General features: G+C 68.6%; 11 protein-coding genes. 5 read left to right on the top strand and 6 right to left on the bottom strand.

Going from position 1 to position 13593, the window contains the following annotated elements; translation table 11 throughout:
- Positions 1-7: 7 nt before the first annotated feature.
- A complete protein-coding gene (locus RIN18_RS05740; RefSeq protein WP_309102994.1) occupies positions 8-1672 on the top strand; it encodes a LuxR C-terminal-related transcriptional regulator in 1665 nt (554 codons plus the stop codon).
- Between the two features lie 75 nt (positions 1673-1747).
- Here RIN18_RS05740 and RIN18_RS05735 read toward each other — a convergent pair whose 3' ends face one another.
- The 4 genes from RIN18_RS05735 to RIN18_RS05720 form a co-directional block, all read right to left on the bottom strand.
- Positions 1748-2554 (bottom strand): energy-coupling factor transporter transmembrane component T, encoded by an 807-nt coding sequence (locus tag RIN18_RS05735; RefSeq protein ID WP_309102993.1) that lies wholly within the window; start codon positions 2552-2554, stop codon positions 1748-1750.
- Complete coding sequence (locus RIN18_RS05730) at positions 2551-4257, bottom strand: energy-coupling factor transporter ATPase (protein ID WP_309102992.1); 1707 nt, start codon at positions 4255-4257, stop codon at positions 2551-2553. Before RIN18_RS05730 ends, RIN18_RS05735 begins: the two co-directional genes overlap by 4 nt.
- Before the next feature lie 121 nt (positions 4258-4378).
- Complete coding sequence (locus tag RIN18_RS05725; RefSeq protein WP_309102991.1) at positions 4379-4744, bottom strand: DUF4345 family protein; 366 nt, start codon at positions 4742-4744, stop codon at positions 4379-4381.
- A gap of 51 nt (positions 4745-4795) precedes the next feature.
- Positions 4796-5338 carry an ECF transporter S component gene (locus RIN18_RS05720; protein ID WP_309102990.1) on the bottom strand — a complete coding sequence of 181 codons (543 nt, stop codon included), beginning with the start codon at positions 5336-5338 and terminating at the stop codon, positions 4796-4798.
- Between the two features lie 147 nt (positions 5339-5485).
- Here RIN18_RS05720 and RIN18_RS05715 point away from each other — a divergent pair, with 147 nt between their 5' ends.
- Complete coding sequence (locus RIN18_RS05715) at positions 5486-8536, top strand: S8 family serine peptidase (RefSeq protein WP_309102989.1); 3051 nt, start codon at positions 5486-5488, stop codon at positions 8534-8536.
- 56 nt (positions 8537-8592) lie between these two features.
- Here the strand turns inward: RIN18_RS05715 and RIN18_RS05710 are convergent, their stop codons facing one another.
- Positions 8593-9522 (bottom strand): pirin family protein, encoded by a 930-nt coding sequence (locus tag RIN18_RS05710; protein ID WP_309102988.1) that lies wholly within the window; start codon positions 9520-9522, stop codon positions 8593-8595.
- 10 nt (positions 9523-9532) lie between these two features.
- Positions 9533-9847, bottom strand: coding sequence for a GNAT family N-acetyltransferase (locus RIN18_RS05705; protein ID WP_309102987.1), 315 nt, complete (start codon positions 9845-9847; stop codon positions 9533-9535).
- Between the two features lie 66 nt (positions 9848-9913).
- Here RIN18_RS05705 and RIN18_RS05700 point away from each other — a divergent pair, with 66 nt between their 5' ends.
- The 3 genes from RIN18_RS05700 (at position 9914) to recQ (ending at position 13459) form a co-directional block, all read left to right on the top strand.
- On the top strand, positions 9914-10705 hold the full coding sequence (locus RIN18_RS05700) for an AraC family transcriptional regulator (protein ID WP_309102986.1): 792 nt from the start codon (positions 9914-9916) through the stop codon (positions 10703-10705).
- Positions 10706-10780: 75 nt separating this feature from the next.
- The gene (locus RIN18_RS05695) at positions 10781-11398 is read left to right on the top strand and encodes a LysE family translocator (protein ID WP_309103037.1); all 618 of its coding nucleotides are present in this window, start codon (positions 10781-10783) and stop codon (positions 11396-11398) included.
- A 57-nt stretch (positions 11399-11455) separates the two neighbouring features.
- Entirely contained in the window at positions 11456-13459 is a 2004-nt protein-coding gene (recQ, locus tag RIN18_RS05690; protein ID WP_309102985.1) for a DNA helicase RecQ, read from the top strand.
- Positions 13460-13593 lie beyond the last annotated feature (134 nt).

The raw sequence follows: 13593 nt of genomic DNA, 5'->3' as shown, positions 1-13593 counted from the left end.
CACCAGAATGACGATCACACAACCACCCGAAGCGCACTCGAACGCGACCGTCCACGGCTCGTCGGCGATGCTGTCGAGTATCCCTGAACCCGCCGACGCAGAAGTGAGAGCAGCGCTGAAACGCGGCTCTGTCGGTGACGCGTTCACTGCGGCGATCGATGCCGCTGAACTCGACATCGCAGTGGAGGTGCTTCGCATCGGATGGTTCGAGCTGATCGAGGACAGCCATCGCGACCGACTGCGTGAAACGCTGGAGCGCCTTACGACAGCCGAGCTGATGTCACGCCCGTTGCTCGCAATGGCCCTCGGGCTCGCCTATAACGGTGACGGCTTCCGCAGGGCGAAGGCGGCTTACTTCTTCGGACTCGCCGCGACAGGCGTGCGCCGGAACCGGCACCGCATCGGTCCGGCGGAGCGCGCCATGGTTCTCGCGGGCGAGAGCGCTGCCCTCCGGCTTATGGGCAAGACATCCTCGTCGGTAGCCTCCGCACAAGCCGGTCTGCGTGCCCTGGATGACATCCGCGACGAGCCCTCTTTCCTGGCCGGCCACCTGCCTCGCATCCTCACCCAGCTCGGTATGAGCCTTTACTACGGCGGTCACGAGTCGGAAGCGCTGCACGTCTTCACACGCGGTTATGCCGAAGCCGGCCCGTCGGACCCGTCGAGTTTCGGGAGCCTGGCGATGGTGGCCGGCATCCATGCGCTGGCCGGCAACCTCAATGAGGCGGGTGAGCACGTGCTGCTCGCCTGCGGTGACCCCTGGACCGATGACCAGCGCAGTGCGCACGTCGGGACCTTCTACCGTCTCGCGGAGGCGATCCTCGCGCTCGAGCGCTTCGACACCCCGGTGGCGCGCGCTCACCTCGCCGCGATGCGGCACGATCGCAGGACGGTCGAGCACTGGGTGGCGATCGCACATGTCGAGGCCTTGACGGCTTTTCTCGAGGGCAATCCATCCGACGGTCTCGCTGCACTCGAGGAGTTCGTCGTGCTGCGAGGGCCCGACGGAAGGTCACGTTTCGCTCGTCAGACCCTGACATCCATCCAGAGTTTGCTCCACATCGCGCTCGGCAACTTCGACGCTGCTGCGACCGTGCTGCGTGCTGATGCCCCGCATGCGCCCCAATCGCGGGTCGACCGTGCACGATTGGCGCTGGCGATCGGTCGTTCCAGCGAAGCGCTCAAAGAACTTCGCAGCATTGCCGGGCATCCACAGAGTGCACGCACCCGGGCAGAGGCCCTGAGTATCGAGGCTGCCGTCGGGCTGCGCACCGGCCTCGGCCGCCGAACCTCTGCCGTCCTGCAACAGCTGATAGCCGTCCTGCGTCGTTCCGGTCAGCGCATCGCGCCTCATCTTCTCCCGCAGGACGACTTCGACGCCGTCTGCGCGGGATTGGAACAGGCCGGCGCGCGCGACCTGCTCCGTGTGCGCGCTCCGCGACCGCTTGTCCCGATTCCGGAACGGCCGAAACTCACGCCGCGCGAGTTGGCGGTCCTGCAAGCCCTCGCTCGTACGAGCGCGCTCAGCGACATCGCCGCCGAACTCTTCGTTTCCACGAACACCGTGAAGACGCATCTGAAGAGCCTCTATCGCAAGCTCGATGCGCGCAATCGGGAGGAGGCTCTCACCGTCGCCCTCCACGGGCACCTGATCTCCGGCCTGAACGATTGACCGTGAGGGATCGATCTGACACCGGCCGGTGAGCAGATTGCTGTACGCCATGCGTTCGTTTTCGGGTCGGTGCGTCTACGAGGTCAGGGTGAGGAAGATCGCGGCGGATGCCGCCAGGCAGAGCGCGATGAAGATCCAGTCCCGTGCACGGAAGGGCACGAGATGGCGTTCGGTGCGGGTCGGGTGCGCGCCGAACGCGCGAGAGTCCATCGCCAGCGCGACGCGCTCGGCGTGACGGATCGCGCCCGCGAGCAGCGGCACGATGTACCCCCAGCCGCGGGCGATGCGTGCGAACGGGCCCCTGCCGCCGTGGTGGCCGCGTACCCGATGGGCTGCCCGGATGACGGAGAGCTCATGACCGAAACGTGGGAGGAAGCGGAAGGCCGCCAGCGCCGTGTACCCGATCCGGTACGGCACCCCAAGCTGCTGCACGCTCGCACGCACGAGGTCGGGCCCCGTCGTGGTGAGGCCGCCGATGAGGGCGAGGGCGAGGATCGCGCCGAGGCGCAGCCCCGTGGCGAGTCCGATCTCGACGGCTCCGGAGTAGAGGGTCCAGCCGCCCAGCTGCATGACGGGGGCCGTGCTGTCGACGTTGGCGGCATCCACCCACAGCGAGAACCCGAACCCGATCACGAGCACGCCGAGGGGCAGTGCGAGCAGCAGCAGCGCAGCGGTGCGCCGGTTCAGCCGCGCGCCGACCAGGATCACGAGGGAGGCGAACGCGAGGAACGCCGCCGGGGTGGCGAGGTCTCGCACGAAGATGAGCAGCAGCATCGCCGGTGCCACTGCTGCGACCTTCGACAGCGGGTTCAGCCCGTGCAGGAACTGACGCCGCGACGAGACAGGGGTGCCGGCGTAGGGATCGACCACGGTGGTGCTCATGCCTCTCGGATCCTTCCGCGCATGGCCGGCGGCAGCATCCGGTGAAGAGCCGGCAGCCGGAGTCCTGCGCCCGTGAACGACGCGTCGTCGCGGAAGAGTTCCGCGGTTGGCCCTGCGGCGTGCACCCGTCCGTCGGTGAGCACGACCGTGTGCGTCGTGTGATCGGCGACGAGTTGCAGGTCGTGGGTAACGAGCACGATCGTCGTGCCCGCGTCACGCAGCGACTCGAGCAGATCGAGAAGTTCGGACGCTCTCGCCCTGTCCTGCCCGAACGTCGGTTCATCCAGGGCCAGCACCCGCGGCTCGGCGATCAGGGCGGTCCCGACGGAGAGGCGTCGCTTCTCGCCGCCCGAGAGGAGGAACGGGTGGATGCCGGACTTCGCCTCCAGGCCGAAACGCCGGAGCATCGCGTCGACGCGCTCGAGGACCTCGTCATCGGGCACATGCCGAAGGCGCAGGCCGTGGGCGAGCTCATCGAAGACGGTGTGGGCGATGAACTGGTGCTCCGGGTTCTGGAAGACGAAGCCGATGCGCGCGGCGAGGTCACGCGGCGATGCGGCGCCGACGTCGAGGCCGTCGACGTCGACGCGGTGCCGGGGCGGGGGGACGACCCCCGCAATCGCCTGGAGGAGGGTGGTCTTGCCGGCACCGTTGGCACCGACGATCGCGGTGAGGCTGCCGCGGTGTATGTCGAGGTCGATCCCGCTGAGAATCTCGGTGCGGCCTCGGCGGACCGAGAGCTGCCGGGCGCGGATGATCGGTTCCGCGATCGGGTCCGGTCGGATCGCGTCGGCGCTCGCCGCATCGGATCGGTCGGAGGTGATCCCTGGGACTGGCCCCTGCAGTTCGTGGGCGGCAAGCACCTCCAGCAGTTGCGGCGGCGTGAGAGGAAGGGGGTCGATGTCGACGCCGTCGGCGCGCAGTCGCCTGGCCGCCAATGTCGCGGCCGGCAGCCACACACCCATCTCGATCAGCTCGTCGGTGTGCTCGCGGATGATGTCCGATGCCGGCCCGTCGAAGACCACCTCACCCGTCCGGTCGAGCACGATCGTGCGGGTGACGAACTGCATGGCGGCGTCGAGGTTGTGCTCGACGAGCAGCACGGCCCGGTCGCCGGCCGCGATCACGTCGGCGAGCGCGGCATAGACGTCATCGATGCCCTGCGGGTCGAGGTTCGCCGTCGGTTCGTCGAGCACGATCAGGGGCGAGCCGAGCGCGAGGGCGCACGCGATGGCGAGACGCTGGCGCCCGCCTCCCGAGAGGCGATCGGGGTTGTCGTCTCGTCGCGACCACAGGCCCACCCGGCGAAGTGCGTCCTCCGTGCGGCGTCGTACCTCGTCGAGCGGCAGCAGCAGGTTCTCGGGGCCGAACGCGACCTCGTCGTAGACCGTGCCGGTCACGATCTGCGCATCCGGATCCTGGAACACCATGCCGACCCGCGTGCTCAGCACAGCCGTGGCCGTGACCGCGGTATCCAGCCCACCGGCCTCGACGCTGCCGACCATCGTGGCGGGCAGCGCGTGGGGGATGAGCCCGTTCAGCGCGAGGGTCAGCGTGGACTTGCCGCAGCCGGAGGGGCCGAGCAGCAGCACGACCTCGCCGGCGTCGATGTCGAAGGAGACGCCTCTGGGTGAGGGGTGCGCAGCATCCGCGTGGGTGAGCGAGAGGTCACGCACGCGAAGCAGGGGCACAGATGTGCGCACGGCGGAACCCCGGGTCGGCGGATCGAATACCCCACCAACTTAGCTGAGCCTTACCTGATCCGCCACGCGAGTCAGCGTCGCGCGACGCCGGCGTGACGCCTCGCTTCGCGGTGACGCGATCTCAGCGCAGCAGGCGCACGATGATCGGCATCGCCAGTTCCTGCACCGTGAGTGCCTGGAAGAGGGGATGCGGTCGTCCCGATCGCCACCACGCGAGACTTCGGGCGGCGCCTCCGGCGGCCATGAGCCACCCGATGCGCTCGATCTCGTCATGATCGAGCTCACGGCGCGCAGCCACCCGCCCGATCGTGACGGCCTGTGCTGCCCAGATGACCGCATAGAAGCGCAGCACGCTGCTGGTGCTGGCGTCCGTTCGGTCGGTGGCACCCGGGATCGCCCGATTGCCGAAGAGGGCGACGAGCACCCCGGTCAATGCCGCGACGCCGGAGATGCCCCACAGCGCCGTACGAAGGATGGTGGTCCGCATTCTTCGAACATACTCACTGTGGGGGACTGCCCGCCCGTCACCGATCGATACTCAGCGTCGCGCGACGCCGGCGCGCCGCAGGGCGGAGCCGATGCCGAGGCCCACCGCCGTCCACGCGATCGGACCAAGCACCGAGATCACGAGGTAGACGACCTGCGTCCAGAGCACCATCGCTCCCAGGTGCGCGACGAAGTAGACCACGACGGCGACGAACGCGCCGATCACCGCCGCCGAGATGAAGAAGCGCCACGCTCCCCAGGAGCGGTAGCGGGTGAGGGCGGCCACGCCCTCCTGCACGGCGCCGAACAGCAGAGCGGTGCCGATGAAGCGCAGCGTCCACGCCGGATTGAACGCGCTCGCGATGAGCGCGGCGACGACGTGCGTGACGAGCGCGACGAGCGGCTGGCGGAGCACCTCCTGCGCGATGATGCCCGGAAGTACGTGCGATCCGAGCACGAGACCGTAGAGGAAGAACGGTCCTGCGAGCACCGGAATCGTCAGAAGTCCCGCGACGCCGCCGAGGATGCCGGTCGCCACCCCGATCGCCGCGCAGACGAGCAGCATACGGGTCGAGAGCGTGGAGGTGCGGGTCACTTCCTCAGCCTACTGTCGCCGAAAGTGAACAGTCCCGCCCTCCCTTTCGTCTAGGAATCGGCACCGCGTCTGGTGTGGATCCGGGACCGCGATTAGGTTGTCGACGGTGCGGCAACGAGGCTGCGCGGGAGAATCAGGAGCATCCACATGGGTCGAACACCCCTCCGGATGGCAGCGGTCACCACCTTGGCCACGCTGTTCATCGCTTCGACGGCTACGGCAGGCTACGCGACCACGGGGGAGGTGACACATCCCGTTCCGGTCGAGGGTACGCCCGGGCACTACATCGTCGTGATGAAGGCCGACCCGCTGGCGAGCTACACCGGCGACGTCGAAGGCATCGAGGCGACGAAGCCGGCCCCCGGCGAGCAGCTCGAGTCGAAGTCCGATGACTCGCAGCGCTACGTCAAGCACCTCGAGAAGGAGCAGAAGAGCCTCGCCGACCAGGTCGGCGTCACCCCAGACACCACCTACCAGGTGGCACTCAACGGCTTCAGCGCCGACCTCACCGGTGAGCAGGTCGACGCGCTTCGCGCCTCGAAGGATGTGCTCGGCGTCTTCCCCGATGAGATCCGCCACCCGGACGCGCAGACGTCGACGGACTTCCTCGGCCTCGGCGATGACCGCAAGGGACGCGGCGGTGTATGGGAGCAGACCGGCGGGGTCGACCGGGCGGGTGAGGGCGTCGTCGTCGGTGTCATCGACACCGGCATCGCCCCGGAGCACCCCTCGTTCGACGGCAAGAAGCTCAAGAAGCAGAAGAAGCAGCAGAACCGTCACAAGGGCAGCCAGCCGTACACCGACGGCACCTACGTCTACTTCGACAAGGCCGACGGCGGTCAGTTCCAGGCCCCGATGGTCGAGGGCCAGGACTGGGACAAGAGCGACTACTCCAGCAAGCTGATCGGCGGTCAGTACTTCTACGCCGGTGCAGAGGCTGCGGGCTTCGACTTCCAGCACGACTACCTCTCGCCGCGCGACGGCGACGGACACGGCTCGCACACCGCGAGCACCGCCGTCGGCAACTTCGGCGTCGAGGCATCGGTCGAAGGCGTCGACTTCGGTCGCGTGTCCGGCGTCGCGCCGGGCGCCAAGGTCTCGGCCTACAAGGCGTGCTACGTCGGCCCCGATGTGACGGTCACCACCGATGACATCTGCGCGTTGAGCGACCTGGTCGCTGCGATCGATCAGGCCGTCGCCGACGGCGTCGACGTGATCAACTACTCGATCGGCGGCGGCGCCGCCACCACCGTCCTCGCGCCCGAGGACATCGCGTTCCTCAACGCCGCGGCCGCCGGCGTGTTCGTCGCCGTGAGCGCAGGCAACGACGGACCCGACTCCGCGACAGCCGACCACGCGTCGCCCTGGTACACGACGGTGGCGGCATCCACCATCCCCACCTGGGAGGGAACCGTCCGGTTCGACGGTTTCGAAGAGGCAGGTGCCTCGGTGAGCGTCCCCTTCGGTGAGACCGTCGAAGGGCCGTCGATCTACGCCGGTGACGCCGCTGCCGCCGGGGCGGTCGATGCGCAGCTGTGCCTGCCGGGGACGCTCGACCCCGCGAAGGTGGCCGGCCACATCGTGGTCTGCGATCGCGGCAACAACGCGCGCGCCGAGAAGTCGCAGGTGGTGAAGGATGCCGGCGGCATCGGCGTGGTGCTCGTGAACGTGCCGGGCGGTTCGGATTCGCTCGACAACGACTTCCACGCGGTGCCGACCGTACATCTCGCGGCAGCGCACCGAGCGGCGGTCCTCGCCTACGTGCAGGGCGGCGTCGACCGACCGATCACGCTGATCGGCGAGAACACCACCGGCGAGACCACGCCGGTGCCGCAGATCGCCGGATTCTCCAGCCGCGGTCCGATGCTCGCCGACGGCAGCGACGTCATGAAGCCCGATGTCGCCGCTCCCGGTGTCGCCATTCTCGCGGCAGAGCACAACGCAGCGGGTGAGGAGCCGACGTTCGGCATCCTCTCCGGCACCTCGATGGCGTCCCCTCACGTGGCGGGACTCGGTGCGCTGTATCTCGGCGAGCGACCGAACGCGACGCCCGCCGAGGTGAAGTCCGCGCTCATGACGACCGCGTACGACACGGTGCTCGCCGACGGTTCGGCGAACACGAACCCGTTCGAGCAGGGGGCCGGTCACGTCGACCCGACGCGCTACTTCGAGCCGGGACTGCTGTACCTCAACGGCGTCTCGGACTGGGCGGCGTTCATCGAGGGCAAGGGTCTCGCCGAGTTCAACGGCATCGAGCCCATCGACGGGAGCGACCTCAACCTCGCGTCGATCTCGATCGGCTCGCTGGCGAGCGCCCAGTCGGTGACGCGGACGGTGACGGCGACCGAGGCGGGCACGTTCACCGCGTCCGCCGAGGTGGCGGGTGTCGATGTGACCATCGAACCGTCGATGCTCACGTTCGGCGCAGCGGGGGAGACCGCGACCTTCACGGTCACCTTCGACAACCAGAGCGCCCCGGCCGAGCAGTGGGCGACCGGTTCGCTCACCTGGACGAGCGAGAAGAACACGGTGCGCTCGCCGATCGCGGTGTTCCCGGTGACGGCCGATGCTCCGGCCGAGGTCGAGGGCACCGGTGTCGACGGCTCGACCGTCGTCGAGATCACGCCCGGAGTGGACGGCGACCTGCCGCTCAACCTGTCGGGTCTGACGCCGTTCGAGCTGCTCACCGATCCGGCCAACCCGGTCGAGGGCCACTCGGGCGATGAGAACTCGGGCGACGAGAACAAGGACGTGTCGTGGATCGTGACCGTGCCGGAAGGCACCACGCTCTCGCGGTTCGACCTCGACTCGTCCGACGATGAGGGCAGCGATCTCGACCTCACCGTGTATCGGGTGGTGTCGCCCGACGACCTGCGCTACTACCAGGTATGGCAGTCGGCGACCGGCTCGGCCGACGAGCAGGTGACGATCGATGCTCCGGTCGCGGGCACCTACCTGGTGGTGGCGAACATGTACGCCACCAGCGGCCCGATGACGTGGGACATGACCTACGCCAACGTCCTCCCCGGCGGCGAGGGCGCGTTCACGGCGACCCCGAACCCGATCGACGCGACGCGCGGTGAGAAGACGAGCTACGAGCTCAGCTGGACCGGGCTCACCGCAGGCGACCGCTACCTCGGCGTCGTGCAGTACGCCGACTCCGCGGTGCGCACCGTCGTGACGGTGGCGACCGAGTAGGCGCAGACGACAGCGGCGCCCGGACTCCGAGGAGTCCGGGCGCCTCTGCGTGACCCTCAGAGCTTGCGGGTCCGTGGCATCAGCCGCACCGGCGGAAGCGGCGGAGCGGGAATGCGCTCGTCGTGCCCAGGGACGATCCCGAAGCGCGCGGATGCCGCTTCCCAGTCGTCGCGGGCGGCGGCGATCTCGTCGTGCGTACGGCCGGCGAAGTTCCACCACATCACGAGGTCCTCCCCGAAGGGCTCGCCCCCGAGGAGGAACAGCAGCGCGCCGTCGGCGGAGGAGACCTCGACACCCTCGCGCGAGTCTCCGACGTACAGCAGCTCGTTCAGCGACATGCGATGCTCGGCGACCTCGGCGTCACCGTCGACGAGCATCACGGCGTGCTCCCAACCTGTCTGCAGCGGCAGAGTCAACCGTGAGCCGGGGGCGAGGCGGATCTCCGCTCCGACGATGGGTGTGTGGACGGTGGCCGGCGAATGCACCCCGGCGAACTCGCCGAGCACGACGGTGGCCGCGGCATCCTGCCCCTCCGCAGCCGTCAGCGCAAGGGAGGGGAGGTCGGTGTGCTGCTCGAAGCCGCCCGCTCCGTGCCTTGCCGATTCGGGCAGCACGACCCAGAACTGCAGCGCATCCAGCGGCACCGGATTCTCACCGATCGAGTACTCCGAGTGGGAGATGCCGTTGCCTGCCGTCGTCAGGTTGAGCTGACCGCGCCGAAGGTCTGCATCGCTGCCGAGGGAGTCCCGATGCCGGATCTCGCCGAGGAGCGGCCACGTCACGGTCTGCAGACCGATGTGCGGATGAGGTTCGACGCGCATCCGCGTCTCATCCGGTCCGAACCGGTCGAGAAAGCACCAGGCGCCGATGGTCGGCAGATTGCGATGCGGCAGCGAGCGCAGCACGCTCATGCCGCGGACGCCGCCGAGGGGTACTTCTCGGGGCTCGAGGATGATCCGCCGCGGCCCGATCGCCTGCTCCGCCACCCGATGCTCCTCAGTTCTCTGCGGACGCGCTGGTGGTGCGCGGCCAGCGGATCTGCGCACCTTCGACCTCGTGGGTCTGGAGATATTTCGCGATGTAGGGACATAGGGGAACGATGTCCTCGCCGGATGCCGCGGCATCCGCCAGTGCGTCGGCGGCCAGCCGACCCGCGAGTCCTTGCCCCTGGAACGCGGGATCGATCTCGGTGTGCGTGAAACGGATCGCACCGTGGCGCCGGTCGAACGCGGCGAAACCTGCGAGCGCGCCGTCGGTTCGGACCTCGTAGCGGGACTGCTCATCGTTGCGGATGACGGTGACGTCGGTCATACCGTCGAGCGTAGTCTTGCCCCGGGACGGTCGGCGCGGATCGGTCGCGTGCGAAGGAGGCGGAGGATGAGCGAGTTCACACACAGCGGCGTGATCCCTCGGCTTGAGTCGCGGCGCTCGTGCCAGGAGATCGCGTGCTATCGCCTCCACACCCACGAGCGCTTCTCGATCGGTCTCGTCGATTCCGGCACGACCGTGTTCACCGGAGCGGGGGAGTCGTCGGTGCGGCTCGCGGCCGGAGATGTCGTGCTCATTCCGGCCGGGCACGTCCACGCGTGCAACCCGGATCGCGGCCGGTGGCGCTATCAGATGATCCAAGCCGACCAGGACTGGATCGCGGGGCTCCTCGCGTCGTCCGCGAGCGATCTGCTCGACGGCATCACGGTGTTCCGGCAGCGGTCGGTGCATCGGCGGTTCTCCGAGCTCAACGATCTGCTTTTCGACGGCGTGGGGGTCAGCGCCGAACGCATCGAGGCGGAATTCCGCGGGGCCCTGGGCGACTGTGACCGGCACGCTCCCGACCGACGTATGGCTCCCGCTGGTGAGGGCGAACTGCTCTCGACGCTCGAGCCGGTGCTGGAGCGTCTGCGCGACGACGAGACCAACCCGCCTCTGGGCGAACTGGCCGCGCTCGCCGGGATGGACAGGTTCCAGCTGATCCGGGCGATGAAGCAGGCGACCGGGATGGCGCCGCTGGCCTGGCGCCAGAACCACCGGGTCGTCGCGGCACGCGACATGCTGCGAGAAGGCCGTTCGCAGGCCGAGACCGCTCACGCGCTCGGCTTCGCCGATCAGAGTCATTTCCATCGGGTGTTCCGCGCTCACGTCGCAGCGTCTCCGGGCGCCTACCGCGGCTGAGCGCAATTTCGTTCAAGACGCATCCGCCGCGCTCCGCCACGCTTGACGACGTTCGTCGAAGCGGCTGGAGTGAGCATGGAACAGTTCATCGCTGTGGCAGCGGCGCACTTCCTCGCCCTGTTGATCCCCGGTGTGGACTTCTTCCTCATCGTGCGCGCCGCGATGTCATTCGGGTGGCGCATCGCGAGCGGGGCGTGCGTCGGCATCGCGGCGGCGAACGGCCTCTTCATCGGGGCCGCATTCTCGGGCGTTTCGCTGATCTCGAATCCCCTCGTGCTGGGCGTGATCCAGGCAGCCGGCGGAGTGTTCCTGGCCTATGTCGGCGTGATGTTCCTCCGCGCCAGGGTGGACATCGACGTCGGTGACGCAGCATCGACGGGGCGCTCGACCTGGCTGGAGAACTTCGGGCTCGGCCTGCTTTCCGGGTTGCTCAACCCGAAGAACGCCCTCTTCTACGTCAGCCTCGCGACCGTCGTCTCCGAGTCGGGCCCGGCCGAGCTCGTGGCGTATGGGATATGGATGTTCTCGATCGTGCTCGTGTGGGACCTCTTCATCGCCGTCGCCCTCGGTTCGCGTCGCGCGGTGACAGCCGCCACGCGCATCGTGCCGTGGGTCACGAAGATCGCGGGAGGATTCCTGATCCTCATGGGCGCCGGCATGATCGTCGGTCTCGCAGTCGCCGTGGCCGGATGATCGCGCGGCGGTTGTGGACAGCGCGCCGGGGTCGGTGGCGATCGTTACGCTGGAGGGATGCCGCAGACTCCCCGTGATCCGTACGAGGATCTGCCGTACCCCGACGAGCCGTGGGATGCCGCCCCGCCCGAGGAGATGGACTGGGAGCCGCAGGGTGCCGGCTACGAGCCGCCGCTCGACTGGGGCCCTGGACCCGTGACTCCCGTGACCCCCTCCGTCACGGCGCCTGTCGGGAAGCGGGCCACGCCCTCGCAGCATGCGACCGCGCTCGACGCCCTTCGCACCGTCTTCGGCTACGACGAGTTCCGCGGCGACCAGGCGGCGATCGTCGAGCACGTCATCGGCGGCGGCGACGCGGTCGTGCTCATGCCCACGGGCGGCGGCAAGAGCGTCACCTACCAGGTGCCGGCCCTCGTGCGAGAGGGCACCGGGCTCGTCATCAGCCCGCTGATCGCTCTCATGCACGACCAGGTCGACGCGCTCACGGCCAACGGCGTGCGCGCGGCGTACCTCAACTCCACGCAGGCGCCGCAGGAGCGCGCGCGTGTGGAGCGGGCCTATCTCGCCGGTGAGCTCGACCTCATCTATGTCGCCCCCGAGCGGCTGTCGAGTGCGCAGACCACGGCGCTGCTGCAACGCGGAACGCTCAGCGTCATCGCGATCGACGAGGCCCACTGCGTGTCGCAGTGGGGCCACGACTTCCGGCCCGACTATCTCGCACTCGGCGACCTCGCCGAGCGATTCCCGGGTGTCCCGCGAATGGCGCTGACGGCGACGGCGACGCGCGCGACCCACCAGGAGCTCACCGAGCGACTGCGACTGCCCGCGGCGAAGCACTTCGTGGCGAGCTTCGACCGACCCAACATCCAGTACCGGATCGTGCCCAAGGTCGATCCGCGGAAGCAACTGGTGTCGTTCATCCGCTCGCAGGACGAGGGGGCGGCAGGCATCGTCTACGCCCTCAGCCGCAAGTCGGTCGAGCAGACGGCGACCTATCTCGCAGCGCAGGGCCTCGATGCGCTCCCGTATCACGCCGGCCTCCCCGCCGAGGTGCGCGCCGCCAACCAGTCGCGCTTTCTTCGCGAGGACGGCGTCGTCATGGTCGCCACGATCGCGTTCGGGATGGGCATCGACAAGCCGGATGTCCGTTTCGTCGCCCACGTCGACCTCCCGAAATCCGTCGAGGGGTACTACCAGGAGACCGGACGCGCCGGGCGAGACGGCGAGCCGTCGGTCGCCTGGATGGCGTACGGACTCGGCGATGTCGTCCAGCAGCGGCGCATGATCGACCAGAGCCCCGGTGACCGCACCTTCAAGATGCGGATGGGGCAGCACCTCGACGCGATGCTCGCGCTGTGCGAGACGGTCGAGTGCCGGCGGCAGAACCTGCTCGGGTACTTCGGACAGGAGTCGCAGCCCTGCGGCAACTGCGACACCTGCCTGGAGTCGCCGGAGACCTTCGACGGGCTGATACCCGCGCAGAAGCTCCTGTCGACGATCGTTCGATTGCAGCGCGAGCGAGGACAGTCCTTCGGCGCCGGTCACCTCATCGACATCCTGCGCGGAGCGTCGACCGAGCGGATGCGGCAGCAGGGCCACGATCGCATTGCGACCTATGGCATCGGAGCTGAGCTGTCCGATCAGGATTGGCGCAGCGTCGTCAGGCAGCTACTGGCCCGCGGCATCCTCATCGCCCAGGGCGATTACGGAACCCTCGCTCCCGGCGAGCAGGCGGCCGCGGTGCTGCGCGGCGAGATGCCGGTGCCGTTGCGGAAGGACACCATCGGTCGCGCCACCGCGACGCGGGCTCGCAAGTCGTCGGCCGCCGATTCGGTGGATGCCGGCGACCGCTCGCTCTTCGAGGCGCTCCGCGCCTGGCGTGCTGAGACGGCGCGCGAGCAGGGGGTGCCCGCGTACATCGTCTTCGGCGACGCCACGCTGCGTGCGCTCGCCGAGCAGCGACCCCGCACGCTGTCGGGTCTCGGCGGGATCAGCGGCATCGGCGCGAAGAAGCGCGAAGCGTATGGTGAGGCGATCCTCGCCGTGATCGCCGCCGCCTGATTCCAGTCAGCCGCGGGAAGGACGTTCTCAAGGGCTCGCGCTCCGAGCTGCACCTGATATGCTGGTATATAGCATGTCCATCCTGTGAAATTGCTGGACACCCACATCCGCCCGCCGAAATACTTGCAAGGCAT

The sequence above is a fragment of the Microbacterium sp. genome (assembly GCF_031179285.1).
GTDB lineage: Bacteria > Actinomycetota > Actinomycetes > Actinomycetales > Microbacteriaceae > Microbacterium.
The sequence above is the reverse complement of the archived record's forward strand: the minus strand, read 5'-3'. Positions and strand labels throughout refer to the sequence as shown.

Excerpts from the sequence above, each read along its gene's own strand:
- RIN18_RS05695 (WP_309103037.1), top strand. The coding sequence starts at position 10,781 with ATGGAACAGTTCATCGCTGTGGCAGCGGCGCACTTCCTCGCCCTGTTG.
- RIN18_RS05715 (WP_309102989.1), top strand. The coding sequence starts at position 5,486 with ATGGGTCGAACACCCCTCCGGATGGCAGCGGTCACCACCTTGGCCACG.
- RIN18_RS05740 (WP_309102994.1), top strand. The coding sequence starts at position 8 with ATGACGATCACACAACCACCCGAAGCGCACTCGAACGCGACCGTCCAC.
- RIN18_RS05700 (WP_309102986.1), top strand. The coding sequence starts at position 9,914 with ATGAGCGAGTTCACACACAGCGGCGTGATCCCTCGGCTTGAGTCGCGG.
- RIN18_RS05735 (WP_309102993.1), bottom strand. The coding sequence starts at position 2,554 with ATGAGCACCACCGTGGTCGATCCCTACGCCGGCACCCCTGTCTCGTCG.
- recQ (WP_309102985.1), top strand. The coding sequence starts at position 11,456 with ATGCCGCAGACTCCCCGTGATCCGTACGAGGATCTGCCGTACCCCGAC.
- RIN18_RS05725 (WP_309102991.1), bottom strand. The coding sequence starts at position 4,744 with ATGCGGACCACCATCCTTCGTACGGCGCTGTGGGGCATCTCCGGCGTC.
- RIN18_RS05705 (WP_309102987.1), bottom strand. The coding sequence starts at position 9,847 with ATGACCGACGTCACCGTCATCCGCAACGATGAGCAGTCCCGCTACGAG.